The 25,788-nt window shown below is 60.5% G+C and carries 22 protein-coding genes and 2 pseudogenes; 10 read left to right on the plus strand and 14 right to left on the minus strand.

The window, feature by feature from the left end:
* Window positions 1–203 precede the first annotated feature (203 nt).
* From SSARUM_RS14730 to SSARUM_RS14760, 7 genes and pseudogenes are all read right to left on the minus strand, one after another.
* Window positions 204–1,121, minus strand: a complete 918-nt coding sequence (locus tag SSARUM_RS14730) for a FecR domain-containing protein (protein WP_060430239.1) — start codon at window positions 1,119–1,121, stop codon at window positions 204–206.
* A gap of 17 nt (window positions 1,122–1,138) precedes the next feature.
* Window positions 1,139–1,651, minus strand: a complete 513-nt coding sequence (locus tag SSARUM_RS14735; RefSeq protein ID WP_025303329.1) for a sigma-70 family RNA polymerase sigma factor — start codon at window positions 1,649–1,651, stop codon at window positions 1,139–1,141.
* A gap of 167 nt (window positions 1,652–1,818) precedes the next feature.
* Window positions 1,819–4,356, minus strand: coding sequence for a TonB-dependent receptor (locus SSARUM_RS14740; protein WP_060430242.1), 2,538 nt, complete (start codon window positions 4,354–4,356; stop codon window positions 1,819–1,821).
* A 95-nt stretch (window positions 4,357–4,451) separates the two neighbouring features.
* On the minus strand, window positions 4,452–4,886 hold the full coding sequence (gene umuD / locus SSARUM_RS14745; RefSeq protein ID WP_060430244.1) for a translesion error-prone DNA polymerase V autoproteolytic subunit: 435 nt from the start codon (window positions 4,884–4,886) through the stop codon (window positions 4,452–4,454).
* A gap of 188 nt (window positions 4,887–5,074) precedes the next feature.
* Window positions 5,075–5,254: pseudogene (locus tag SSARUM_RS24650) on the minus strand (SOS response-associated peptidase family protein); the annotation flags it as partial.
* Between the two features lie 302 nt (window positions 5,255–5,556).
* Window positions 5,557–5,928, minus strand: a complete 372-nt coding sequence (locus tag SSARUM_RS14755; RefSeq protein ID WP_140927119.1) for a hypothetical protein — start codon at window positions 5,926–5,928, stop codon at window positions 5,557–5,559.
* 213 nt (window positions 5,929–6,141) lie between these two features.
* A pseudogene (locus SSARUM_RS14760) lies at window positions 6,142–6,333 on the minus strand (S24/S26 family peptidase); the annotation flags it as partial.
* Between the two features lie 306 nt (window positions 6,334–6,639).
* On the opposite strand from SSARUM_RS14760, the gene fdhD reads away from it, so the two are divergent.
* Genes fdhD through SSARUM_RS14775 form a run of 3 tightly spaced genes read left to right on the plus strand, consistent with a single transcriptional unit; the run spans window position 6,640 to window position 9,455 of the window.
* Window positions 6,640–7,482, plus strand: a complete 843-nt coding sequence (gene fdhD / locus SSARUM_RS14765; protein WP_049211434.1) for a formate dehydrogenase accessory sulfurtransferase FdhD — start codon at window positions 6,640–6,642, stop codon at window positions 7,480–7,482.
* Between the two features lie 58 nt (window positions 7,483–7,540).
* Window positions 7,541–8,458 carry a bestrophin family protein gene (locus SSARUM_RS14770; RefSeq protein WP_033635062.1) on the plus strand — a complete coding sequence of 306 codons (918 nt, stop codon included), beginning with the start codon at window positions 7,541–7,543 and terminating at the stop codon, window positions 8,456–8,458.
* 34 nt (window positions 8,459–8,492) lie between these two features.
* The gene (locus SSARUM_RS14775) at window positions 8,493–9,455 is read left to right on the plus strand and encodes a Dyp-type peroxidase (protein WP_060430246.1); all 963 of its coding nucleotides are present in this window, start codon (window positions 8,493–8,495) and stop codon (window positions 9,453–9,455) included.
* Window positions 9,456–9,482: 27 nt separating this feature from the next.
* On the opposite strand, the gene arsC is transcribed toward SSARUM_RS14775, so the two are convergent.
* From arsC to SSARUM_RS14790, 3 genes are all read right to left on the minus strand, one after another.
* Window positions 9,483–9,914, minus strand: coding sequence for a glutaredoxin-dependent arsenate reductase (arsC, locus tag SSARUM_RS14780; protein ID WP_048321742.1), 432 nt, complete (start codon window positions 9,912–9,914; stop codon window positions 9,483–9,485).
* Between the two features lie 20 nt (window positions 9,915–9,934).
* Window positions 9,935–11,218 (minus strand): arsenic transporter, encoded by a 1,284-nt coding sequence (locus tag SSARUM_RS14785; RefSeq protein ID WP_060430248.1) that lies wholly within the window; start codon window positions 11,216–11,218, stop codon window positions 9,935–9,937.
* Between the two features lie 69 nt (window positions 11,219–11,287).
* Window positions 11,288–11,614, minus strand: coding sequence for a metalloregulator ArsR/SmtB family transcription factor (locus tag SSARUM_RS14790; protein ID WP_060430251.1), 327 nt, complete (start codon window positions 11,612–11,614; stop codon window positions 11,288–11,290).
* A 150-nt stretch (window positions 11,615–11,764) separates the two neighbouring features.
* Here SSARUM_RS14790 and SSARUM_RS14795 point away from each other — a divergent pair, with 150 nt between their 5' ends.
* From SSARUM_RS14795 to SSARUM_RS14810, 4 genes are all read left to right on the plus strand, one after another.
* Window positions 11,765–12,874, plus strand: coding sequence for a YbdK family carboxylate-amine ligase (locus SSARUM_RS14795; RefSeq protein WP_060430253.1), 1,110 nt, complete (start codon window positions 11,765–11,767; stop codon window positions 12,872–12,874).
* A 95-nt stretch (window positions 12,875–12,969) separates the two neighbouring features.
* On the plus strand, window positions 12,970–13,149 hold the full coding sequence (locus SSARUM_RS14800; protein ID WP_004935085.1) for a hypothetical protein: 180 nt from the start codon (window positions 12,970–12,972) through the stop codon (window positions 13,147–13,149).
* A gap of 210 nt (window positions 13,150–13,359) precedes the next feature.
* Window positions 13,360–13,956 (plus strand): hypothetical protein, encoded by a 597-nt coding sequence (locus SSARUM_RS14805; RefSeq protein WP_049211431.1) that lies wholly within the window; start codon window positions 13,360–13,362, stop codon window positions 13,954–13,956.
* 2 nt (window positions 13,957–13,958) lie between these two features.
* Window positions 13,959–14,732, plus strand: a complete 774-nt coding sequence (locus SSARUM_RS14810; RefSeq protein WP_033635070.1) for a DUF3307 domain-containing protein — start codon at window positions 13,959–13,961, stop codon at window positions 14,730–14,732.
* 48 nt (window positions 14,733–14,780) lie between these two features.
* On the opposite strand, the gene mgtA is transcribed toward SSARUM_RS14810, so the two are convergent.
* Both mgtA and SSARUM_RS14820 read right to left on the minus strand, forming a co-directional pair.
* Entirely contained in the window at window positions 14,781–17,480 is a 2,700-nt protein-coding gene (gene mgtA, locus SSARUM_RS14815; protein ID WP_060430254.1) for a magnesium-translocating P-type ATPase, read from the minus strand.
* Window positions 17,481–17,722: 242 nt separating this feature from the next.
* Window positions 17,723–18,421, minus strand: a complete 699-nt coding sequence (locus tag SSARUM_RS14820; protein ID WP_025303346.1) for an MgtC family protein — start codon at window positions 18,419–18,421, stop codon at window positions 17,723–17,725.
* A 500-nt stretch (window positions 18,422–18,921) separates the two neighbouring features.
* Between SSARUM_RS14820 and SSARUM_RS14825 the strand changes: the two genes are divergently transcribed.
* Both SSARUM_RS14825 and SSARUM_RS14830 read left to right on the plus strand, forming a co-directional pair.
* The gene (locus SSARUM_RS14825; protein ID WP_060430256.1) at window positions 18,922–21,105 is read left to right on the plus strand and encodes a glycoside hydrolase; all 2,184 of its coding nucleotides are present in this window, start codon (window positions 18,922–18,924) and stop codon (window positions 21,103–21,105) included.
* A gap of 61 nt (window positions 21,106–21,166) precedes the next feature.
* Window positions 21,167–22,552, plus strand: a complete 1,386-nt coding sequence (locus tag SSARUM_RS14830) for a CoA transferase (protein ID WP_033653589.1) — start codon at window positions 21,167–21,169, stop codon at window positions 22,550–22,552.
* Here SSARUM_RS14830 and SSARUM_RS14835 read toward each other — a convergent pair.
* The gene (locus tag SSARUM_RS14835) at window positions 22,549–23,424 is read right to left on the minus strand and encodes a LysR substrate-binding domain-containing protein (RefSeq protein WP_060387938.1); all 876 of its coding nucleotides are present in this window, start codon (window positions 23,422–23,424) and stop codon (window positions 22,549–22,551) included. The genes SSARUM_RS14830 and SSARUM_RS14835 overlap by 4 nt on opposite strands.
* A gap of 101 nt (window positions 23,425–23,525) precedes the next feature.
* On the opposite strand from SSARUM_RS14835, the gene SSARUM_RS14840 reads away from it, so the two are divergent.
* Window positions 23,526–24,941, plus strand: a complete 1,416-nt coding sequence (locus tag SSARUM_RS14840; protein ID WP_060387939.1) for a pyridoxal phosphate-dependent decarboxylase family protein — start codon at window positions 23,526–23,528, stop codon at window positions 24,939–24,941.
* 13 nt (window positions 24,942–24,954) lie between these two features.
* Here SSARUM_RS14840 and SSARUM_RS14845 read toward each other — a convergent pair whose 3' ends face one another.
* A complete protein-coding gene (locus SSARUM_RS14845; protein WP_077791457.1) occupies window positions 24,955–25,596 on the minus strand; it encodes a GNAT family N-acetyltransferase in 642 nt (213 codons plus the stop codon).
* Window positions 25,597–25,788: the final 192 nt, after the last annotated feature.

The following is a 25,788-nucleotide window of genomic DNA, read 5'->3' on the forward strand; positions in this document are numbered from 1 at the left end:
TAAAGATAAATCGGCAGGTAATACGTTGTGATTGAACATAGGAAACGGTACTCAGGTTAAGCGTGAAACAGACCAACGTACGCAGCGGTCAACGGCGGTCGGGGTATGTCAGAAAGGTCGTTTAGGCACGCGGCACCGGGCAGGGAACGAGAAAAAAACAGGCCAATCCAGAAGGAAAAATACAAATAGTAGAGTAAAAAACTTTAGGATACGGTGATGAAGTACTTCGACAGCATATTTACCCTAACCGGCAGCGCGCCGGGCAGAGCCGCAATGACGCGCTCGGGGTCAGCCAGCGGGAACGCGCCGGAGAGCCGCAGGCCGGCGACCTCCGGCCGGCAGCGAATAACGCCCTGACGATAACGCCCCAGCTCCATCAGGAAGTCGTCCAGCCGCATGTTGTCGGCCAGCAGCATGCCTTGCCGCCAACCGGGCTCTTGCGTCACGCGATACGGTTCGCCAATGCCTTGCCGGCTTAATCTGCCGCCCTGACCGGCGTTGAGCACCGCGTTCCGATGCGCCGGCGAAAGGATCGTGACGCGGCCAAGATAAACGGCGATCTCACTGTAGGTTTCCCACAGGCGAACGCTGAAGCGAGCAGCCTGCGTCACGATCTCACCCTGCGGCAGCCTCACCGTCAACGCGCCGCTTTCCGGCGGCAGATTCACCATCATTTCGCCCTCCAGCAATGCGGCCTGCTGACGGCTGACGTTGACCGCCGTTTGCGTGTTCAACATCAACTGCGCGCCATCCGCCAACGCGACGGTTTGCTGCTCCCCCACCGCCGTGCGGTAATCCGCCAGCCAGGGGCGCCATGGCAGTGCGCCAGAACCGATGCCAACCGTCCCCACTACGCCGATGGCCGCCAGGCTTCTCAGCAACCGGCGGCGCTGTGGGTTCGGCAACTGCGACAGACTACGCTGCGCCGCCGCCCCGTTAAGCAGAGAGAAACGGGATGAAAACGCGGCGATATGCCGCCAGGCGCGTTCATTTTCCGGTTTCGCCTGATACCAACGCCGCCAGTTTTCCCTATCCGCGTCGCTTGCCTCTTCCGACATCAGCTGGGTTAACCAGGCGGCGGCCTCACGCGCGCTCTGCCGATCAATATCCGATTCCATCATGGGTTCCGCACCTGCCGTTACGCCGCCAATGCAAAGAAACAGTGCAAATTGGCGCGCTGCAGATATTGTTTCACCGAACTGGTCGACACCCGCAAACGTTCAGCGATGTCGCAATAACGCATGCCCTGCAGGTGCGCTAACAGGAAAGCCTCGCGGACGTGCGCCGGCAATCCGTCCAACGCCTGATCCAACTGTTCGAGCATTTCGAGGGTTTGTTGACGGACTTCCGGCGAGGGCGCCTCGATCGCCGGCAGCTCGCTCAAGGCCTGCAGATAGCTCTCTTCGATTGTTTTACGCCGGTAATAATTCGCCACCAGCCGGCGCGCCACGGTCGCCAGGAAGGGGCGTGGTTGCCGAATGGCAAGCAACTGCGGGCTCAGTAAAATACTGATGAACGTATCCTGCGCCAGGTCTTCGGCGTGATGCGCGCACCCGACCTTCTGTCTCAGCCAATGGCATAGCCAACTGTGGTGCTCAAGGTAAAGCTGTTGAGCAAACCCGTTGGCTGCCGCGGCCTCTTTCCTTGCCATTCGGTGACACCAATTGATAATGAGATTGAAAATGATAATTATTATTATTTTAAAATTGTAACTTCTGTGTCAAGCGATTGCTGATGATTTATAAACGGCGAAAAAGTAGGGAAATACGGGAGAGGAAACGTGAAAAGGGGCCAAAATGGCCCCTGTTAGCAGGATATTCAGAAACGTTGACTGACGCTAAACTTGATGTTGCGCCCTACGCCGGACACCGATTCGCCCAGGTAAGGGTAATAATCGCGGTTGAACAGGTTGTCCACCGCGACGCGAGCTTCGAAGCCCTGCAAACCGCCAGGCTGCCACGAGGCGAACAGGCCGTGCAATGCATAACCCGACGTTTTCGGCAGCGCCCAGACAACGGCCATCGGATCGCCGTCGGCCGGTGAACGATCCTGTTTACGCACAAAATCGCCGGTCCAGCCGAAGGCCATGTCCCACTGCGGTACTTTCATACCCAGCATCGCGTGTGCCGTAACGGGTGGAATTTCGGCAATCCAGGTTTCGTTGCCCCACGGATCGCGCGGTGAAGCGTCGCGTTTGCCGCGAATCGAGGAGAACGACAGGCTACCGAACAGGCTTTCGCTGTCATAAAACGATTCGAGCTCCACGCCCTCAATGGTATAGCCCGGCAAGTTGCGATAGTTCGACAACGGTTGCCCACATTGGCCCCCGTGCCGTGCGGCGTCGCACACTACGCCGCGACGATAGAAAATCTCGTCCTTGCCGCGATTGCGGAACAGCGTAGTGCGGATCTGCAGACTGTCTCGCGCCATCAACACATCGTTGAAGTCCAGCACCGCGCCGAGACGAACGCCCGTCATGCGTTCCACCTGCAGGCCGCGGCTGGTGCCGGGCACGCTGGAAGCGGCGTATTGCACTTCGTACTGTTCGTCGATCACCGGGGCGCGCCAGGTGCGGCTAACGTCAGCAAACAGGGACAGATTCGACGTCGCTTTCCACATCACGCCCAAATGCGGCGACCAGCCGGTATAGGTCACGCTGCTGTAATCATGACCCACGAGCGGATCGCTGTCGTTATAGCGCGGCGCCCGGTTCGGTTGCCCGGTATTGGTCACATGATCGTAACGCACGCCCGGCGTCACGGTCAGGCTGCCGAAGCTGACCGCATCCTGCAGATAAACGCTGCGGGTTTCCTGTTCGCCCGCCGGCATGTAATACGGCTGGAAATAGCCGTAGTTGTAACTGGCGTTTTTCACCTGCGAGGGGTAATACATCAGGGTATCGCGCTGATGTTTATGCCAACGCGCGCCGAGCAACAGCTTGTGCTCCAGCGGTCCGCTGGCGAAACGGCTTTCATTGCTGACGTCAAACTGCCGATCGGTATAGTTCACCCAGCTTTCATTGCCCAGCGTACCAAGATAGCTGAACTTTGAAGCGGAATCCGGCCGCTTGTCATGCTGTTCTGTCTTCGAATAGGCATAAGACAGCGTCAGATTCAGCAACGGCTGCGCTTCCGGCGCCAGATTCCATTTCACCGAGTAATTGGTGTCCGTCTGGTCGCGATACACCAGAATGCGGCGCCACGCGTCTTCCCGGCCGTATTTATCGATATCCGCCTGGCTGGGCGCGGCGATATCGTCCCGCTTGGCGGCAAAAGGCTGCCAGCCATCGGAATCGGAGCGCATCGCCGACAGCGTCAGCGTTTGCGCCTCGCTCAGATAAATATTGGTTTTTAACAGGTAGGAAGCCTGATCGTTGGCGGAATAGGCAAAGCGCGTGCCGTCCGGCCGCTTCAGGTTGCCGCCGTCACGCTTGCTCATGTAGATCAAACCGTCGGCGAATCCTTCCGGCGTACGGCCGTACAACGCACCGCTGTAAATGCCCTGGCGATCGTTGGTGTGGTAGCTGTATTTCAGCAAGCCGCCAAAATCTTCGCCCGGCAGCAGCATATCCCCGGCATCTTTGGTCTCCAGCGTAATGGTCCCGCCAAAGCCGCCATTGCCGTTCAACAGATTGTGCGGCCCCTTATCGACCTCAACCTTTTTCAGCAGTTCGGGTTCGATGAATACCGAACCCTGCCGATATTTCTCAAATCCCTTCGGCGCCCCGTCCAGCACCACCTTCACATCTTCCATGTCGCCCATGCCCCAGATATTCAGGCTTTGGCCACCCGGGCGCGGCGATCCCGCCATCCCTACGCCGGGCAAGCGATCAAGCAAACTGGCGATATTGTCTGCCTGCACGCGTTCGATATCTTCTTTATCCAGCACCGAACGGCCGGCGGCGACGCTGTCGGACAAACCGCCGACCACCGACAGCTCCGGTATCGTCAACGGCTGAACCGGCCCGGCGTCGACCAACCGATATCCCTGTGCGGTTTGTTGAGCGCGCAATCCGCTGCCCGCCAACAGCGTATTGAACGCGTCGGTGAGGCGATAATGTCCCTGCAGGCCCGCGGTGCTTTTTCCACGCGTCTGTTCGGGCGTGAAAATCACTATCACGCCGGCCTTAGCGGCCGCCGTCTGCAAGGCGGGCGCCAGATCACCGGCGGGAATGGCGAAGGAAAGGATAGCGGGCTGTTCGACCGCCGAGGGTGATGCCGACGCACCGGGTGCCGCCATCGCGGAGGTGAGCATGCCCGATAGTGCGCATCCTATCCCGATAGCGACGCGCTTCCCGGTAATGCGTTTGGCTGATGTGAACGTACGCCCTGCGCCGTTCTTGTTTTTTATGGCCATGAAGGATTCCCCTGAGTGTATTGAACTGGAAACTCAGTAGAGAGGTCACGCCAACGAAAAGATCGGGCAGAAAAAAATGAAAAAAAGGGCCGAAGTCACCGCGCCGCGTAGACGATAAAGGTCACCACGCCGAAGATCTCCAGCTGCGCCTCGTCGTCGAACACGATCGGCGCATAGGCGGGATTCATCGGCAACAGCCGCACGTCGGGGTGGCGCTGCAGCTTTTTGACGGTGAATTCGCCGTCCACCGCGGCGATCACGATATTGCCGTGCTCCGGCGTCAGGGCGCTGTCGACGATCAGCAGATCGCCATCCTGGATATTGCCGTCGATCATCGACTCGCCGCTGGCGCGCACGAAGTAGGTGGCGTTGGGGTGCCGCACCAGCAGCTTGCCGATATCCAGCCTGCTCTCGACATAGTCCTGCGCCGGGGAAGGAAAGCCGCAGGCCACGCGATCGGCAAACAGCGGTAACGTCAGGGGTTCACCTGGTGAAAAAGCATACAACTTTGAATTGCTCAGCATAATCATAACCAAACTGTATATTTATACAGTAAAGCATAAACAAAACGCGAACGCGTGCAACCCCCAATCCCCCTGCGGATCGCGCTTTCCCGCGTAATATAATAATTTTCTGAGTGATTTTTCCTGCAGCTTTTGGCGTTCTTCGCGTGTGTTTACACACATGATACCCACCAAAACTGTGGATAATGCGGCACTCAGACCGTTGGCGTATCGATGGGCAGGATGAGTGAGGGATTGTCATTGCGAACGGCACCGACGGCGGGCGATACCGGTTGCCAGACGAAATCCTCTGCCTGCAGGCTGTACACGTCAGCCTGCATTTGACCAGAGGGCGGGACTAAGCGGGTGTCGAGCCAGTCGCGCGCGGCCGTCGGTCTCTGCTGCGTACAGCGCCGCAAAGAACAGCGACAGGCCTTGCCTCACGGGAGGAACGGCGGACGGCCTTACAAAATGACGCCAATAAAATTGCGACTGGCAATGGCATCAATGGGACGGCCAGAGACGAAAGTCAGTACGTTATGCCAGGAGCTTGGGATAACCCGACAAACGCTGTACCGCCACATTTCCCCTGATGGTCCACTGCGAGCTGACGGTATAAAGCTGCTCAACCGGGGATAATTTTAGCGGACGGAAAAATCTGGGGTTCCGGCGTAGAACCCCGAATAAGGAATAATCCTTAATTAATTTCAGGATTATTAATTCCATCTAAAACCTCTCGGCAATATTCTTTTTTATAGGCTTCATCATTACTTAATGACTTAACCAAAAAATCAGCATTTTTCCAACCATTATCCCAATGCGTCTCGAATCCTGACTGTTCATACTTTAATGTTCTAGTTAATGAGTCTTTTATTTGTTTTTTATATTTATCAATTTTCTCATTGGTTGCCCCACAAACATCATGTGCAACACGAGCATTTGAGCCAGAAAAACCTATTGCTGAAATTGCCATCGCTTCGTTTGATTTGTCGAAATCATTCGCATATGCCACAGCATTAGATAAAGCGAATATGACAAGAGCAGGTATGGTTTTTTTGTATGATATCATTTTTTACCTCTAACTCATTGATTGTTCATGGGGTCAGTTTGGATATCGAAAATTATTGTACATTAAGGCTGCTTTTTAATCAGTCTCAACTTCTTTATAGAAGGCCTGAATGCGACAAACTTGGGAAGTACTGTAGCCTGTCGCGTCTGCTGTTTCTCGGATGCTCAGTTTCTTAATCTGTCGGTAGTGCCTGATCCATCCTGCACGCTCCATCTCGCCGCTGGCGCGCACGAAGTAGGTGGCGTTGGGGTGCCGCACCAGCAGCTTGCCGATGTCCAGCCTGCTCTCGACATAGTCCTGCGCCGGGGAAGGAAAACCGCAGGCCACGCGATCGGCAAACAGCGGTAACGTCAGGGGTTCACCTGGTGAAAAAGCATACAACCTTGAATTGCTCAGCATAATCATAACCAAACTGTATATTTATACAGCAAAGCATAAACAAAACGCGAACGCGTGCAACCCCCAATCCCCCTGCAGATCGCGCTTTGCCGCGTAATATAATAATTTTCTGAGCGATTTTTTTTTACGCCTGCTAAGGGTTTCACCGCCCCTTGCACACACGTTATCCACCAAAACTGTGGATAACCTGGTGGAGTCGCCGGCAGACGTCATTCCCTGCGCGAGCGGGATCAGAATCCTGTATAATCCCCACACCTGCTAATAAGAATTCATCCCCGTCGGCGCCTCGTCACCGACGGTCACGAGAACGTTATGAACAAGCACCTGCTCCTCGCAGAAACCGACGATATCGAACAGGAATGCCTGTCGCGCCACGCGGTCTGGCAGCGCAACGATCTGGCCCAGGCGCAACAGGATTGGCTGGCGGAAGAAGTGCCGGTCGCCCTGGTGTACAACGGCATTTCCCACGTGGTGATGATGGCGACGCCGAAAGATCTGGCGGCCTTCGCCATCGGTTTTTCGCTGTCCGAAGGCATCATCGCCTCCCCTGACGATATCTACGACATCCGCCAACAGCCGGCCTGCAACGGCATTGAAGTGCATGTGGAACTCTCGAGCCGCCGTTTTATGCAGCTGAAAGAGAAGCGCCGCAGCCTGGCCGGCCGCACCGGCTGCGGCGTCTGCGGGGTGGAGCAGTTGCAGGAGGTCGCCCAGCCCATCGCGCCGCTGCCCTTCACGCAACGCTTCGATTTGGCCCTGCTCGACCGGGCGTTGGCGCAGCTGCAGGAGGTGCAAACGGTGGGGAAACTGACCGGCTGCACCCACGCGGCGGCCTGGATCCAGCCGGATGGCGCGCTCAGCGGCGGGTGTGAAGACGTCGGCCGCCACGTGGCGCTCGACAAGCTGCTGGGCTACCGCAGCCAACAGGCGTGGCTGCAAGGGGCGGCGCTGGTGTCGAGCCGCGCCAGCTATGAAATGGTGCAAAAATCCGCCATGTGCGGTGTCGAGATCCTGTTCGCCGTTTCCGCCGCCACCCGCCTGGCGGTCGAGGTGGCCGAGCGCAGCAACCTGACGCTGGTAGGCTTCAGCAAGCCGGGGCGCGCCACCGTCTATACGCACCCGCAGCGGCTCTGGCAATCGACGACGGCGGCCTAACGCCGCCGGATAAGAATCGACTATTCTCAATAGCAGAACACCAGGAAGCACCCACGTCATGATCATTCGCCCGAACCAGAACTGGTTTTTTCGCCTGTTCGCCTGGCACGGTTCCGTGCTGTCAAAGATCACCTTTCGTCTGTCGCTGAACGTGCTGATGTCGATAGTGGCGGTGATCAGCTATCAATGGTACGAACAGCTCGGCGTGCATTTGACCATCGCGCCGTTCAGCCTGCTGGGTATCGCCATCGCCATTTTTCTCGGCTTTCGCAATAACGCCGGCTACAGCCGCTTTGTCGAAGCGCGCAACCTGTGGGGCTCGCTGCTGATTACCGAGCGCTCCCTGCTGCGCCAGATCAAAAGCCTGCTGCCGGACGAACCGGCGGTGCACCAGAAGGTCGCCAAGCTGCTGATCGCCTTCAGCTGGAGCCTGAAGCATCAGCTGCGCGCCACCGATCCGACCGCCGATCTGTACCACAACCTCAGCAGCAAAGAGCTGGCGGAGGTGATCGCCAGCCCGATGCCGACCAACCGCATCCTGCTGATGCTGGGCCAGGAGATCGGCAAGCTGCGCCGACGGGGGCTGCTGAGCGACATCACCTTCGAGCTGCTCGACAACAAGCTGAGCGAGCTGTCCCACGCCCTCGGCGGCTGTGAACGGCTCGCCAGCACGCCGGTGCCGTTCGCCTATACCCTGATCCTGCAGCGCACCGTTTACCTGTTCTGCAGCCTGTTGCCTTTTGCCCTGGTGACCGATCTGCATTACATGACACCGTTTGTTTCGGTGTTCATTTCCTATACCTTCTTATCCTGGGACTCACTGGCCGAAGAGCTGGAAGATCCGTTCGGCGTGTCGGCCAACCATCTGCCGTTAAACGCCATCTGCAACACCATCGAGCGCAACCTGCTGGAAATGAACGACCAAAGCCCGCTGCCGCCGCCGATGAAACCCGACGAGCACTTTAATTTGATCTGATCGATTTCACCCGAACACACTGGAGCCGAATGCAATGAATGCAAATAACAATCCGCCGCAAGCCGTATTCACGCCGGTAACGCGCCATGCCATCTTCATCGTCGCCACCCTGTCGCCCGTTCCCGCCCATCTGGCGGCGGTGCGCGCCTGGTGCGGCGACATCGCCGCCGTGGTGCGTTCGGTCGGCAAACGCGCGCCGGCGGGCAACCTCACCTGCGTTTGCGGCTTCGGCTCCAAAGCCTGGGATACGCTGTTTGGCGCCCCGCGCCCTCGCCAGCTGCATCCGTTCAGCCCGATCGGCAGCGGAGAACGCATCGCCGTCGCCACGCCCGGCGACATCCTGCTGCATATCCGCGCCGATGAAATGGATCTGTGTTTCGAACTGGCCTCGCAGCTGGTCGGCAAGCTCGGCGATGCCGTGACGGTGGTCGAAGAGGTGCACGGCTTCCGTTACTTCGATCAGCGCGCCATGATCGGCTTCGTCGACGGCACGGAGAACCCGGAAGGGCACGAAGCCTTCGACTACACGGTGATCGGCGACGAAGACGCAGCGTTCAGCGGCGGCAGCTATGTGCTGGTGCAAAAATACCTGCACGATATGCAGGGCTGGAACTCGCTCAGCGTGGAAACGCAGGAGAAGATCATCGGCCGCCATAAGCAGTCCAACATCGAACTGGATGAAGCGGTCAAACCGTCGTCATCGCACAGTTCGCTGACTACCATCACCGACGAGCAAGGCAACGAGGTGAAAATTCTGCGCGACAACATGCCGTTTGGCCGCCCCGGCCTGCGCGAATTCGGCACCTACTTTATCGGCTATGCGCGCTCCCCGCAGCCAATCGAGCAGATGCTGGAAAACATGTTTATCGGCCGCCCGGCCGGCAACTACGATCGGCTGCTCGATTTCAGCCACGCGGTGACCGGCACCCTGTTCTTCGTGCCGTCCGCCCCGCTGCTGGAAGCGCTGGCCGATCGCAGCGGCGCCGAACTGCACTGATTTTGCCTGGGCGCAGGGCCGCAGCGATCAACCTTTGGTTATCCTGCAGCCCTGCGCATCGATCACCGGCTCCCCATCCTCTTTGCTGAAAGCCCCGCGCTGCGGATCCGGCAGAATATCCAACACCGCCTCCGACGGCCGGCACAGGCGCGTGCCGAGCGGTGTCACCACAATGGGCCGATTGATCAAAATCGGCTGTTGCAGCATGAAGTCAATCAGTTGCTCATCGTTCCAGCCGGTCTCATCCAGTTTCAGCTCGGCGTAAGGCTCGACGTTTTTACGCAGCAGCGCGCGCGGCGTCATCCCCATTTCGGCCAGCAGCGCAATCAACCGTTCACGGCTGGGCGGTGTTTCCAGATACAAAATCACCTCCGGCTCAACGCCGCTGTTGCGGATCAGCGCCAACGTATTGCGCGACGTGCCGCAAGCCGGGTTGTGATAAATCTTGATACTGCTCATGACGGTTTCTCCTATCAGGATCAAACGGACAGCCGCAGCGCCAGCGCGGCCAGGGTGACGAACAGGATTGGCAGCGTCATCACCAGCCCCACGCGAAAATAATAGCCCCAGGTAATGACGATGCTCTTCCTTGCCAACACATGCAGCCACAGCAACGTGGCCAGGCTGCCGATCGGGGTGATTTTGGGGCCGAGATCGCTGCCGATGACGTTGGCGTAAATCATCGCCTGCTTGATGACGCCTTCCGCGCCGCTGCCGTCGATTGACAACGCCCCCACCAGCACCGTCGGCATATTATTCATGACGGAAGAGAGAAACGCGCTCAGGAAGCCGGTGCCGAGCGTCGCCGCCCACAGCCCCTGCCGCGCCAGCGCGTCCAACACGCCGGAAAGCAGCTCGGTCAAGCCGGCATTGCGCAGCCCGTAGACCACCAGATACATGCCCAGCGAGAAAATCACGATCTGCCAGGGTGCCCCGCGCAGCACTTTGCCGGTGTCGATCGCGCGCCCACGTTTCGCCACCGCCAGCAGAACCAGCGCGCCGCAGGCAGCGACCAAACTCACCGGCACGCCGAGCGGCTCCAGAGCGAAGAAGCCAATCAGCAACAGCGCCAATACCGCCCAGCCGGCTCGGAAAGTCGCACGATCGCGAATCGCTTCTTGGGGTATCGGTAAACGCGTCAACGCGTAGCGCCGCGGAATATCCTTGCGAAAGAACAGATGCAACATCACCAGGGTCGCCGCCACGGCGGCAAGGTTGACCGGCACCATCACCGCCGCATACTCCGTAAAGCCCAGCCGGAAGAAATCCGCCGAAACGATATTCACCAGATTGGACACCACCAGCGGCAGGCTGGCAGCATCGGCGATAAAGCCCGCCGCCATCACGAAAGCCAGTACCGCCGCAGGGCGAAAGCCGAGCGCCGACAGCATGGCGATCACGATCGGCGTAAGGATTAACGCAGCGCCGTCGTTCGCAAACAGCGCCGCCACCACGGCCCCCAGCAGCAGCATGTAGGTAAACAGCCATCGGCCTTTGCCGTTGCCCCAGCGCGCGACGTGCAGAGCAGTCCAGGCAAAGAAGCCGCTCTCATCCAGCAGCAGGCTGATGATGATGACGGCGATAAAGGTCGCGGTCGCATTCCAGACTATCTGCCACACCACGGGAATATCGCCGACGTGCACCACGCCGCTCAGCAATGCCAATCCCGCGCCGAACGCCGCGCTCCAGCCAATGCCCAGCCCTCTCGGTTGCCAGATAACCAAGGCCAACGTCAGAATAAAGATCGCTCCTGCCACTATCATCGCCGTCTCACCGCCTCCTCACATCTACATATTCGATTTTTCGTATGTGTTTGAGCAAATTTTTTACCGTTACGGGCAGCCTTTCGCTACGCGTTGCCCCAACTCCATCATCTGTTCTGCCCGACACTGATAAGCCTGCTCAATAATCCCCGCCGCCCAAGCCGGCATATGCGGCGACAGGCGATAATATATCCACTTGCCATCGCGCCGATCGAGCAACAGCCCACTTTCACGCAGCATCGCCAAATGCCTTGAGATTTTGGGTTGCGGCAGCGCCAATGCGCCCGACAACTCGCACACGCACAGCTCGCTGGCGTGGCGCAGCAACAGCACCAGCGTCAGACGCGTCTCGTCCGACAGGTTTTTAAACAGCTTCAGCGGCGTCAATGACGTCATGTCGCACTCCCGTTAACCTTATCGTCTCCACAAATCGCTCATGAAGATACCATTTTCATATTCGGAAAAACAAATATAAAACACAAAACGTTGTCCCCCTCGCCGAGGCATATACTTATCTTTATGCTGTTCTTGCAGGAAGGAGGCACCATGCCGCTCACATTCAAACGTTCGGAAAGGCTCTCCATCGGCACCGAAATAGAGCTGCAGCTGGTCGATGACAAGCACTACGATCTTACGGATCGGGCCGACCGGGTGGTCAGCGCGGTCGGCGACCGCCGGCGCGTCAAACATGAGCTCACCAAATCGATGGTGGAGCTGAACAGCTCGGTGCACCGCGATCTCGATGAGCTGCACGCCGAGCTGCGCGCCCTGACCCATACCGTCCGGCGCAGCGCGCAGCGCCTGGGCTGTGACGTCTGCGGCGGCGGCCGCCATCTGAGCAACGACTGGCGCAAGCAGGTCATCAGCGACAACGCGCGCTACAGGCAGCTGGCCAGCCGCTTTGGCTATCTTTCCAAGCTGGCCTGCGTGTTCGGCCAACACATCCACCTCGGCGTCAACGACGGGGACGAAGCGATGTATCTGTGCCATGCGCTGACGCCCTACTTTCCGCAGCTGATCGCGCTCAGCGCATCGTCACCGCTGTACCAGGGCGTCGATACGCGCTTTGCCAGCTCCCGTTTCAGCGCGCAGAATTCCTTCCCCAACTACGGATGCCTGGAACACATCTACAGCTGGCGCGAATTCAACGCCTACTACGAACGGCTGAACGCCGCCGGCGTGATTGAAAGCATCAAGGATATTTACTGGGATGCGCGGCCCAAACCGGAGCTGGGCACGGTGGAGATCCGCATCTGCGATACGCCGCTGCGCCTCGCGCATGCCGTGCTGCTGGTCGGTTACTGCCGTCTGCTGGCTGATTTCCTGTTGCAACACCGCACACCGATCGCGCCGGAATACGATGCCTTCACCAATTACAACAAGATCAACGCCTATCGTAGCGGTTTCGCCGCCGAATACGTCGATCCCGCGACGCTGCGTCGCAGCAGCCTGACCGCCCATATCCTGCACACTCTCGATGTGCTGAGCGGGTTCGCCGAGCGACGGGAGGATCGGGCCGTGCTACAGGCGGTCGAGCACCATGTCCGCCAAGGCATCAGCGATTCGGAGCATATCCGCCAGATGTTGCACAACGGCCTGCCGCAGGCTCAGGTGATCAAGCGCCTGTGCGATGAGCTGTTGCAACCGGCAAGTTAAGTTTCGGCTATCGATTCCATACGCCAAAGCCGCTGTTCATTATGTGCTCTTTCGCTACAATCGTGAGCACTGACATTCATCGTATCGAGGACACCATGTACAACTTCTCCCGCTATCAGGCAAAAGAACTGGCGCTGGCTTACATGAGCGGCAAAAAACACGATCTGTCGCCGCAGGAATTTTTGCAGCAGCTGAAAAGCAGCGAGCGATCGTTTGAGCACCTGCTGAAACACGGCAGCGAAATGCCGCGTGACGTGCTGGTTAAAAGCTTCTGAACGGCCGGTTGCCGGCCACTTTCCGTTTACGCCGCCGGTGGCGAGCCTGCAGGCCCGCGCATTCCCGGCCATTCATACCCCTCCTCACCCTGCCTCAATTCGTCCTCACAGGCGAAAAGCCGATAAATTCGTATTCACAGGCGAATTATTGACATATTCGTATCTAGGTGCGAATTTATAGTCATCCTTCTATAAACATCGGAACATGTCATGCCGACGCCAATCAGCGTAATCAGCGGCGATCTGGTCGATTCCCGCCGATCAGACACCGTCAACTACCTCGATGAGCTGCACAGCCTGCTCGATCGGCTGCGGCGCGACGGGCGGCTGCATCAGGTGGAAATCTTTCGCGGCGACGCCTTCCAGGCGCAGGCCGCCCCAGAGGACGGGCTGCTGCTGGCGGTGTATATTCGCCTCGCGCTGCGGGCAACGGGCGCCGCGCACTGGGATGCGCGCGTCGCCGTCGGGCTGGGCAGCCAACGGCCCGACGCCGCCGGCTATGGCAGCGCCTTTATCAACTCCGGCAGCGCGTTGGACGCCATGGCGAAAAATTGCCGGCTGGCTCTGAAAACCGACAACGATCGGACAAACGCCATTGTCAGCGATCTGCTGCCGATGTTAGATCATGTGATTGGCCGCCTGTCGCAGACCGAAGCGCGCATCGTCCAGGCGAGAATGTTCGCCGACAGCGGCGCTGCCGTGGCGGATCAGCTGCAAAAAGCCGCCTCCACGGTCTCCGCCGCGCTGAAACGCGCGGCCTACGAGGAAATCATGCGGTTTATTCACGCCATTAACAGGATCGTCTGACTATGGATCTGACCTATGCGCCTTTGCTGGCCTGGCTGTTGCTCGTCCATCTGCTGGCGGATTTTCCGCTGCAGCCGCTGAGTTGGGTGGAAGATAAAATCCAGCATCGCGCGCGTTCACGTTTTCTGGTGTTGCACGCGTTGCTGCACGGGGTGCTGGCCGCCTGGGTGGTGGCCGGTTTCGGCCTGCTGCACGGCGGGCTTTCTTCACTTCAGGTGCTGGCCAGCCTGCTGATCATCGCCGTCAGCCACTACCTGATCGATTTACTGAAGGTCACCGCGATGAACCGCCTGAGCCCGGCCCGCAGTTTCCTGCTCGATCAGGGATTGCATCTGGCGGTAATCGCCTTGCTGTGGCTGGGGCTGACGCCGAATGCCGGTGAACTGCTCGCCGCGCTGGGGCGGCAACTGGGGCGTTGGCAAACCGGCCTGGTGCTGGTGGCCTACAGCCTGATTTATCTGCCGATGAGCCTGCTGATCGGGCAACTGCTGGCGCACTGGACGCCGCAAATGCCGCCTTCGGCCAAGGCCGACAACGACTCGCTGCTGCGCGCGGGCAAACAGATTGGCTATCTGGAGAGAACGCTGATCCTGACCTTCGTGCTGCTGGGGCAAATCCCGGCGATCGGCTTTTTGCTGGCGGCTAAATCTATCTTCCGTTTCGGCGATCTGCGCCAGAGCGACGATAAGATGCGCACCGAGTATGTGCTGCTCGGCACGCTGTTTTCCTTCACGCTGACCATCATGCTCGGCCTGCTGGTCAACAAACTGCTGTAGCGGAGCGGGGGCGAAGAATTTCGCCCCCGAAGTGAGTGCCGAAGCGGCTTACAGCCACTCGCCGAAGCGCCGGATGTAGAAACGTTTCATCAACTGCGCGACCACGCAGTAGCTGACCAACGTAGCGGCCAACCACGGGAAGTATTCCCACGGCAGCGGCTGCAGGCCAACCAGGGCGCCGAGCGGCGAGAACGGAATGTAGATGCCGAGCGCCATCACCAACCCGGTGGTCAGCAATACCGGCAGCGCCGCGGTGCTCTGAATGAACGGGATCTTCTGGGTGCGCAGCATATGCACCACCAGCGTTTGCGACAGCAGCCCCTCAATGAACCAGCCGGACTGGAACAGCGCCTGGTGTTCCACGCTGTTGGCGGCGAACACGTACCACATCAGCGCATACGTCGTGATATCGAAGATTGACGAGGTCGGCCCAATCCACAGCATAAAGCGCCCGATGTTTTTGGAGTCCCACTTGCGCGGCTTGCGCAGGAACTCTTTGTCCATCTTGTCCCACGGCAGCGACAGCTGGGAAATATCGTACATCAGGTTTTGAATCAACAGGTGGATCGCCAGCATCGGCAGGAACGGAATGAAGGCGCTGGCCACCAGCACCGAAAACACGTTGCCGAAGTTGGAGCTGGCGGTCATGTTCAGGTACTTGATGATATTGCCGAAGGTCTCGCGCCCTTTGATCACCCCCTCTTCCAGCACCATCAGGTTCTTTTCCAACAGGATGATGTCCGCCGACTCCTTGGCGATGTCGGTGCCGGTGTCGACCGAAATGCCGACGTCGGCATCGCGCAGCGCCGGTGCATCGTTGATGCCGTCGCCGAGGAAGCCGACGGTATGGCCGTTGGCCTGCAGCATTTTCAGCACCCGCGATTTTTGCAGCGGCGTCAGCTTGGTGAAGACCGTGCGCTGCTCCACTTCGCGCGCCAGCGTTTCGTCATCCATCTGTTCAATCTGCAGCCCGGAGAGCGGTTCACCCGGCTCCAGCCCGACGTCGCGGCAAATCTTGCAGGTGATCACCGGGTTGTCGCCGGTCAGCACCTTCACCGTCACGCCGTTTTCCTGCAGTGCGGCGATCGCCTGCTGCGCGCTCTCCTTCGGCGGATCGAGGAAGGTCAGCAACCCTTGCACCACCATGTCGCGCTCGTCGGCCACGCTCAGCGGGTCGGCCGGGCGTTGCGCATCCAGCTCGCGCGTCGCCAGCACCAGCACGCGGAAACCGTCTTCGTTATACTCGCGGGCCAGCGCCTGCAGCGCCGCACGGCGCGCGTCGTCCAGTTCCAGCGTCTTGTCGCCTTCACGCACGTGAGTGGCGATCTCCAGCATCTCCTCTACCGCGCCCTTACAGATCAGCTGCTGCTTGCCATTTTCGTCCGCCACCACGATCGACAAGCGGCGGCGCACGAAATCGAACGGCAGCTCATCCACCTTGCTGAAACGCCCCAGGGCTTCGATCCCCGGTTTGCCGCGCCCGAAGCGGATCACCGCCTGATCCATCAGGTTCTTCATGCCGCTCTGATGGAAGCTGTTCAGCCAGGCCAGGTGCAGCACCTCGTTATCCCTGGCGCCGTTGACGTCGATATGGTGCTCGAGAATGATGCGGTCCTGGGTCAGCGTGCCGGTCTTGTCGGTGCAGAGCACGTCCATGGCGCCGAAGTTCTGAATGGCGTTCAGGCGCTTCACCACCACCTTGCGGCGCGACATGGCGATCGCCCCTTTCGCCAGGTTGGAGCTGACGATCATCGGCAGCATTTCCGGCGTCAGGCCGACCGCCACCGCTAGTGCGAACAGCGCCGCCTCGCTCCAGTCGCCTTTGGTGAAACCGTTGATCAGCAACACCACCGGCACCATCACCAGCATGAAGCGAATCAGCAGCCAGCTGACGCTGTTCACCCCGCGATCGAACGCGGTTTGCGCCCGCGAACCGACGATCGATTTGGCCAACGAGCCGAAGTAGGTGCGCCCGCCGGTCGCCACCACCACCGCCGTGGCGGTGCCGCTGGCGACGTTGGTGCCCATCAGGCAGACGTTGGAGAGCTCAAGCAGCGCGTTCTCGCTGGACACTTCCCCTTCGCTCGACTTCTGCGCCACGCTGCCCATGGCATCGTATTTTTCGATAGGGATCGCTTCGCCGGTCAATATCGCCTGGCTGATGAACAGATCGCGCGAGGCGATAAGGCGCACGTCGGCCGGCACCATGTCGCCGGCGGAGAGCTGAATGATATCCCCCGGCACCAGTTCGCGGATCGGCACTTCCAGCGTCAGCGGATGCGCGCTGTAGCTGCTGCGGCGCAGCACCGTGGCGGTGGTGCGCACCATCGACTTCAGCGCTTCCGCCGCTTTGTTGGTGCGGTATTCCTGCCAGAAACGCAGCAGCCCGCTCAGCGTGACCATGATGAGAATGATAATGACGCCGGTGAGTTCAGTTTCTTCACCGCTCTGGCGCGGCAGCCAATAATCGGTAAAGAAACTGATCGCAGCCAGCACCATCAGCACGAAGATAAACGGGTTGTTGAAAGCCTTGATCAGCTGGATAAAGGCATGCGGCGCCTTGTCGTGGGCGACCTGATTGGCGCCGAACTGCTCCAGCCGCTCATCGGCGTCGTCCTGGGTCAAACCGTTGCGGTTGCACTTCAGGTTCGCCAGCGTTTGGGCGATGCTGTTGGTCGCTTCTTCCGCAATGGCGTAGGTCACCGCGTCTTTATCACGGCGACGCGTTCTTTCATTAATCTGAGTCATAACGCTATTCTCTTATTTTCGTTCTGCGCACAGGGATATCCCGCCCGATAAACAGGTGACTCTGCGCAGAGTGGAATTTTCTAATTAGCGTGACTGAATAGCGTGATTACCCTGTCAGCCACGCAAGAATCATTTCCCTTCCGGGGTCATCGTCCATAACGCCTCCTTAATGCTCGCGTTATTCAGGCCTACCTGAATAAACACGAACATATAATCAAGTTAATAAATATTTATATCATTACTCAGACCGGTAATTCGGACGCAACGCGCCAACGAACGGCGCTCACGCTTTTTTCCAGGCTGACGCGGCAGACAATACCCTCAATTTCTTTTTGTGCGGCCGGCGTGGCGGTAATTTCCGCGCACACTTCCAATTGCCCCGGGCTGGAAATATCGGCGCTGCGCAAAGATTGCAGCCGCAAGGCGACGCCGTTCAGCGCCTGCAGAATGAGGGTACGCACCAGAATTTCATCCTGCTCGCCACAGGTCACCTGAATGCGATAGCACAGTTCCAGATCGGTCGCCTGCTGGTGCGGCTGCAGATTGATGCGCTGGGCGGCCTCGCGCAGCAGGATATTGGCGCACAGGATCACCAGCGTGGCGACCACCGCATCCCAATGCTGGCCCAGGCCGCACAGTACGCCGATCCCCGCCGAACACCACAGCGTGGCGGCGGTGTTGAGGCCGCGAATGTTCAGCCCTTCACGCATGATAACGCCGGCGCCGAGGAAGCCGATACCCGAGACAATCTGCGCAGCCACGCGGCCGGCGCTGGCCGGATCGGTGGACATGGAGCTGAGAATAAAGACCGCCGCGCCGGTCGCCACCAGCGCATTGGTGCGCAGGCCGGCCATACGTTGGCGCCACTGGCGCTCGGCGCCAATTACCGCGCCCAGGCACATCGCCAGCAATAAATTTAAAACGAAAGGAGTCATAGCCATGACTGTCCCCTTAATTAACCTCAGGAGATAAAATCATGTGCTGTTTAGCACACGCAAAATCGCGCCGAAAATAAATCAGCGAATCAGCGTACTGTGCCTGGAGGGAAAAGGCTGTGGCTGCAGAATACCATAATAACGTCCAACTCAATTCACCTGAAACCATCAGGCCTCAGGAAACGTTTTTTATTCGGGTATGCACAGCTCAGGAATAACTGGAGAGGGGTGCTGCCCGCCGATAACGGCAAGCAACAAATCAGAAGAGAATTGGTCAGCTTGCCTTATTTGTTTTATTACAACTACAACTGTCCAATTGGGTTTCTCCACTGAAATTTTGGCTGAGTATAGTGACGTCGGGTAATGAAGTAAAGGCTAATTTATTAAACGAAAAATAAACTGAAATACCGCGATGATATTTCGATGTCACAAATCGGCAGCGACAGCGTTGGGAGCCAGTGCGCTTATCGGTAAACTGCCCTCCTTCATCTTTCAAGGACGCCCCGATGAAACACCGGCTTTCCCCGCTCGCGCTCGCGCTGCTCGTCAGCTATCCCGCCGATGCCCTGCTACTGCAGCAAGGCGACGCGCAGTTTGAACTCGATCCCGCCACGCTGCGCATTGCCGCCGGCGCTGTGCCGGTCAATCTGGCGCAGCCCGCGCAACAGGTGGAAGATCTCACCGCGTCGCCACAACGCGCCAGCTGGCGCTGGCCGCAGAGCGCGGTCAAGGTTAGCGCCCGTCTGGAAGGCGGCGATCTGCGCCTGAGCTTCAGCAGCGACCGGCCACAGCTTCTGAACTGGTATCGCCTGCCGCCACAAACAGAAACGCTGCTGTTGCCGATCGGCGAAGGCAGCCGCATTCCGCTCGACAACGCGGTCTGGCGCCATTACCTGACGGCGGAAATGACGCCGCTGGATACCAACTGGGATCTGAAGCTGCCGCTGTGGAGCCAGCAGCACCAGGGCAAGGTCTACAGCTGGCTGATGTTGACGCCGTTCAGCAACCGGGTCACCTTCGCCTCGGCGCAGGAAAAGCTGGAGATGCGCGCCGGGCATCAGTTCAACCGCTTCAATCAGCAACAGGCATTCGAGGTGCTGCTGCACGTCGGTGACACGCCGCTGTCCGGCGCCCGCCGCTATCGCGACTATTTGCAACAGAACGGCCAGTTCAGCAGCCTGCGCGAGAAGATAAAGCAGGCGCCCGAAGGCGAAAAGCTGATCGGCGCCACCCATGTCTACCTGTGGGGGGACAAACTGCTGGCGGCGGAAGATGTCAAAGATTGGCCGGGGTTGCTGCACTACCTCGCCTCTCCTGCCGCCGAAGCGCTGCGGCAGAAGATGGATGCCGAGAGCAGAAAGCTCCTGCTGCAGCTGGCGGGCAAAACGCCGGAGGGCTGGCAGCAACAGCCCCTGATCGACGGCATCAACCAGGCGTTGACGGCGCAAATCCCGCTGGGCGCCACGCCGGATGACGCCGACTTTCTGCAGGCGCAGCAGCGCCAGGCCGCTGCGGTGCGGGAGCGGGCGCAGCGAGAGCTGGGGCGCTGGCTAACCCCGGCGGACCGTTGGGGGCAAGGGCTGGCCAAACCGGTGATCGATGCGCTGCGCCAGGCCGGCTTGCCGCGCCTGTGGTTAGGCACCGATAACTGGACTGCCGCCTTCCTGCACCCGCAGGCGGTAACCGCCACCAAAGCGGCCGGCTATCTGATCGCCAGCTACGACTCCTACGATACCGCCATTGCGCGCGGCGTGAACGACAGCTGGCTCACCGCGCAACTGCCGACGGCGCTGCGGGAAAGTTGCGCCATCGTGCGCGCCGACGGCAGCAAGAAACCCGGCTTCGGCAAACAGGGTTACTACCTCAACCCGGGCTGCGTCCTGCCCTATTCTCAACAGCGCATGCGCGAGCTGGTGCAACTGGCCGGGTTGAACAGCCTGTTCCTCGACGTGGACGGCACCGGCATGGTCTCCGACGACTATCAGCCCGGCCACCCGACCGGCGCGGCGCAGATGGCCGAGGCGCGCAACGCCCGGCTGGCCTGGTTCAGCGCCACCCTTAAGCTGCCGCTCGGCTCAGAGGACGGCAATGCGGTAACCGCCCGCAGCCTGATGTTCGCCCACGGCATGGAAACCTGGGGATTCGGCTGGGGCGACAAGCAGATGAATCAGGATAAATCCTCGCCCTATTATCTCGGCGCCTGGTGGCCCAACGCCCAACCGGCGTTTTTCTTCCGCCCCGCCAAGGTGAAGCAGCCCTACCGCACCGTCGAATTCGATCCGCGTTATCGCCTGCCGCTGTACCAGGCCGTTTTCCACGATGCGATCGTCAGCAGCCACCACTGGAATTACGACAATCTGAAGTTCAGCGACGTTCAGACCACCCGCAGTCTGCTCAGCCAGTTGTACAACACCGCGCCGATGTTCCATCTGAGCCGCGCCACCCTGGCGGCCCGCCTGCCGGCGATCAAACGCGCCGACGCCGCCTTCCGGCCGTTGCATCAGGCCCTCTGGGACAAAGCGCTGACCGACTTCCGCTGGCTCGATCGGGACGGCTGGGTGCAGCAGACGAGCTTCAGCGACGGGTCGACGCTGACCGCCAACTTCAGCGCGCGGCCGTTCGCCGGCGTAGCGGCCCACAGCCTGCGCGCCAAACTGGCCGACGGCCGCACGTTCGACGTTGCGCCTTAGCAAGGTCGCCGGCGATGAGCTACGCTAGGCTATATTTCCGACGACCCGCAAGGAGTGGCTGATGACGCCTCTGATCCACACTCTGCTCGACGAGATTTGGCAAAGCCTGGGGCAACGCCCCGCGCCCTGCGACCGGTTAACCGTAAGCGGTACCGGCGCATTGCCTTCGGCTTTTCCCGTCACCGAATTGGCTACCGCCGCCTGGAGCGCCGCCGGTTTGGCCTGCGCCGAGTTGCTTCGCCGCGAGGCAGCCGATGCGCCGCAGGTCTGGATCGATCAACGCCTGGCCTCGCTCTGGTTCGGCTGGACGCTGCGCCCGCTGGGTTGGACGCTGCCTGCCGCCTGGGACGCCCTGGCCGGCGACTACGCGACGGCGGACGGCTGGATACGCCTGCACACCAATGCACCGCACCATCGGCGGGCGGTGGAACAGGTGCTGGGCCCGGCACCGGACAAAGGCGCGCTGGCGGAACGCGTGCTGGGCTGGAAAAAAAGCGAGCTGGAGGAAGCGGTGATCGAAGCCGGCGGCTGCGCGGCCCAAATGCGCTCGGCGGCCGCGTGGCGACAACATATTCAGGGCAAGAGCGTGGCGCTCGAACCGCTGATCCACGCCTCGCTGCAGCCGGAAGCGCCGCCGCCGGGCTGGACGTTGCCCGTCGCCCGGCCGCTGCACGGCGTGCGAGTGCTGGATCTGACGCGTATTCTCGCCGGGCCGATCGCCACCCGTTTTCTCGCCGGTTTGGGCGCCGACGTGCTGCGCATCGATCCCTACGGTTGGGATGAGCCCGGCGTCGAGCACGAGGTAATGCTGGGCAAACGCAGCGCGCGCCTCAACCTGACCAATGCGCACGATCGCCACACGTTTGAACATCTGCTGAGGAACGCAGACGTGATCGTGCACGGCTACCGTGCCGGTGCGCTGGAGAAGTTGGGCTATGGCGCGGAGGAAAGGCGCGCGCTGGCGCCGGGCCTGATAGACGTCTGCCTGAATGCCTACGGCTGGAGCGGACCGTGGCGCACCCGGCGCGGTTTCGACAGCCTGGTGCAGATGAGCTGCGGGCTGGCGGAGGCGGGCATGGTTTGGCGCAGCGCCAGTTTGCCGGTACCGCTGCCGGTACAGGCGCTGGACCACGCCACCGGCTATTTGATGGCGGCGGCGGTGCTGACCGGTATGGCGCAGCGCCTAAGCCGCGGCACCGGCTACCACGCGCGGCTGTCGCTGGCGCGCACGGCGCAACTGCTGCTGGCGCATCCCTGTTCGGCAGATTATCGGCCGGAGCCGCTGGCGCCGGCCGGAACCGCCGACGAGAACCCGGAAACGGAACTGACTTACTGGGGCGCCGCGCAACGCCTGCGCGCCCCGTTAAGCCTGCAGGGTACGGCGCTGCAATGGGCGTTGCCGGCGACCACGCTCGGCACCTCACAGCCGGAGTGGCTGCGCCGTTAAACCGCCGCCAACTGTTGCTGCAGCCATTGCAGCAAGCGTGTGACCGCCGGCGTCAGCCCGGCGGTCTGCGGCCACACCAGATAAACGTCGTCCTCGCTCAGGCGACAGGGCGCAGCCAGCGCCACCAGCCGCCCCGCGTCGATCGCATCCTGCACCAGCAGCTTTTTCGCCAGCGCGATGCCGAACCCCTGCTCCGCGGCGCGAATCAACAACCCGGCATCGTTGAACACCGCCTGTTGCCGCCCGCACAGCGAGCGCCCTTGCGCATTGAACCAGTCGCGCCACGGGCTGACGTCGTGCTCCAGAAAGGGAACGTCGCCGCCGTTCTCGAATGCCGTTCCCCACTGCCGCGCCATATCCGGCGAGGCGACCGGCAGCACGTCGCCCGACGCGATGCGCTGCGCCTGCAGCCCCGCCCACTGGCCGCTGCCGATGCGGATCGCCGCATCGAACCCGCGCTGCGACAGATCCTGCAACGCCAGCGAGGCATCGATATCCAGCGCAATATCGGCGCAGGCTGCATGAAATGCCGGCAACCGCGGCAACAGCCAGTAATGGGCAAAAGACGGCAGCACGCTGATGCGCAGCGTCTGGCTCGCCGCCAAGCGCCGGGCGCGGGCGACGCCCTGCTGCAGCGCCTGCAGCGCCGGCTCTACCGCCGCCAGCAACTCTTTCCCGGCGGCATTCAGGCGCACACCACGCCCGCGCCGTTCAAACAGCGGGTAGCCCACCGCCTGCTCCAGCAACTGAATTTGCTGACTGACCGCGCCATGCGTCAAATGCACCTGCTGCGCCGTGGCGCGCAAATTCTCCAACCTGGCGGCGATAGCAAAGGTCGGCAAGACATGCAGCGGGAGACGTTCATTCATCATTGGTTAACCAGGCTAGCCAAAAAGGCTATTTTTCATCGATTTTGGCCCGCAGGCAAATGTTCTATGTTTACCCTATCATCCCTGACGCTTTCGGAGCCGCCATGCACCCACGTTTACAACAGGATCTTGCACAGTTTCCGCAGATCCTCGACCACACCCGCCAGTTGGCGGAAGATTTTCTGGCCGGGCTGCAGCAGCGCTCGGTCTGCCCACCGCTCGCGCAACAGCAGCTGCAACCCGGTGACGATCGGCTGGCGGAAAACGGCGAAGGCGCCCTGGCGGCGCTGGATGACTTTTGGCAACGTTATCAGGCGGGCATTTCCGCCAGCGCCGGCCCGCGTTATTTTGGCTTCGTCACCGGCGGGGGCACGCCGGCGGCGGTCGCGGCAGACTGGCTGGTTAGCGTGACAGACCAAAATAGCCAACTCAGCCATGATACGATCGCCGCGGCGATCGAGCTGGCCGCGGTGACGCAGTTGAAATCCCTGCTGGGCCTGCCGGAAGCGTTCAGCGGCAGCCTGGTCAGCGGCGCCACCATGGCCAATTTCGCCGGGCTGGCCATTGGCCGGCAGTGGCTGGGGCAACAGCACGGCGTGGATATCGCCCAACAGGGCCTGGCGGCGCTCGGCCCCATCCGGGTGCTGGCGGCCAACCCGCATTCCAGCAGCGTGAAGGCGCTCAGCATGCTCGGCATCGGCCGCGACGCGCTGACGACCGTCGCCAGCCTGCCGGACTCAGAAGCCATGGATATGGCGGTGCTGGAGCGACAGCTCGCCGCCGGCGCAGGCCGTCCCACGCTGGTGCTGGCCAGCGCCGGCACGGTCAACACCGTCGCTTTCGACGATCTGCCGCGTCTGCTGGCGCTGCGGGAGCGCTACCCGTTCTGGCTGCATGTCGATGCGGCATTCGGCGGCGTGGCGGCCTGCTCGCCGCTATACGCCCCAAGGCTCGAGGGCTGGCAGCATGCCGATTCCATCACCGTCGATGCGCACAAATGGCTGAACGTGCCTTATGACAGCGCGATCCAATTTACCCGCCACCTGGATCTGCAGATGCAGGTATTTCAGAACCATTCGGCTTACCTGGAAGCGCCGACGCCGCGGCCGGACAACTATCTGCATCTGACGCCGGAAAATTCGCGCCGCTTCCGCGCCCTGCCGCTTTGGCTGACGCTGAAAGCCTATGGCCGCAGCGGCATACGGGATATCGTCGAGCGCAATGTCCGATTGGCGCAGGCGCTGGGCGCGGCGTTAGCGGCCGACGACGGCTTCCATCTGCTGGCGCCGGTGAATTTGAACGTGGTGTGTTTCGCGCTCAGTCACCCGCAGGGCGACAGCGAAGCGGCGCGCGATCGCTTTCTCGATCGCCTTAACCGGCACGGCGTGGTGCGTTGCACCCCAACGAGCTATCACCATCAGCCGGGGATCCGCGCCGCGCTGGTCAACTGGATGACAGAGGAACAGGACATCAGACTGGCGCTGGACTCGCTGCGCCATTGCCTGGCGGAAGCGGCCTAATGCACGCGGCGCATTACTCGCGTCGGAAGGCCTGCAATTGCCGTGCTTGCCGCCCGTCATCGCCGATGTTATCCGGCGATAGCCAGGCGGCAAACGCCGCGCGCCGCGCCGGCCATTCTCCGTCGACGATCGACAGCCAGTCGGTGTCGCGCGTGCGTCCTTTGACGACGACGGCCTGGCGGAACGTGCCTTCATAGCGGAAACCCAGGCGCTCGGCGGCCTGGCGTGAAGGCAGATTGAGGCTATCGCATTTCCATTCGCAACGCCGGTAACCAAGATCGTCGAACAGGTGCCGCAGCATCAGGAAGATCGCCTCGCTGCCCAGCGCACTGCGCTTCATCAGCGGCGACCAGTTGATGGTGCCCAGTTCGGCCACGCCGTTGGCGGGATCGATGCGCAAAAAAGCGCAGGTTCCTACCGCACGCCCGTTCGCCCGATCGATCACCACCATCGTGTTTCTGTCTGCGCTGGACGCCTGCGCCTGGAGATAACGTTGGAAATCTGCGCGCGACTGCGGGCGTTCCCAAAACAGATAGGTCCAGTCGCGATCGTCCTCGGCGGTTTGATAAGCCTGATAAAGCGCATCCCCCCAGCGCTCGAGGTTAAGCGGTTCCAGGCGGCAAAACCGCCCTTGCAGTGGCGTGTGGCCGGGCATGCCTGCCGGCTGCCAATGAGGGAGGGCTTCACCTATCGGCTGCCCATACTGATTCCGTCTCACCGCGGCATCCTGTTTTTTGAAAGGTGGAGAGGCAAGTTAAAACCAACGCGGGCCAGAGACAACTCCGACCTGCCATTCCTCCCCGGGGATCGGGCAGCAGGATGATAGTTTAGAAAAATCACTCAATCA

Origin of the sequence: Serratia sarumanii (genome assembly GCF_029962605.1) — a bacterium.
GTDB lineage: Bacteria > Pseudomonadota > Gammaproteobacteria > Enterobacterales > Enterobacteriaceae > Serratia > Serratia sarumanii.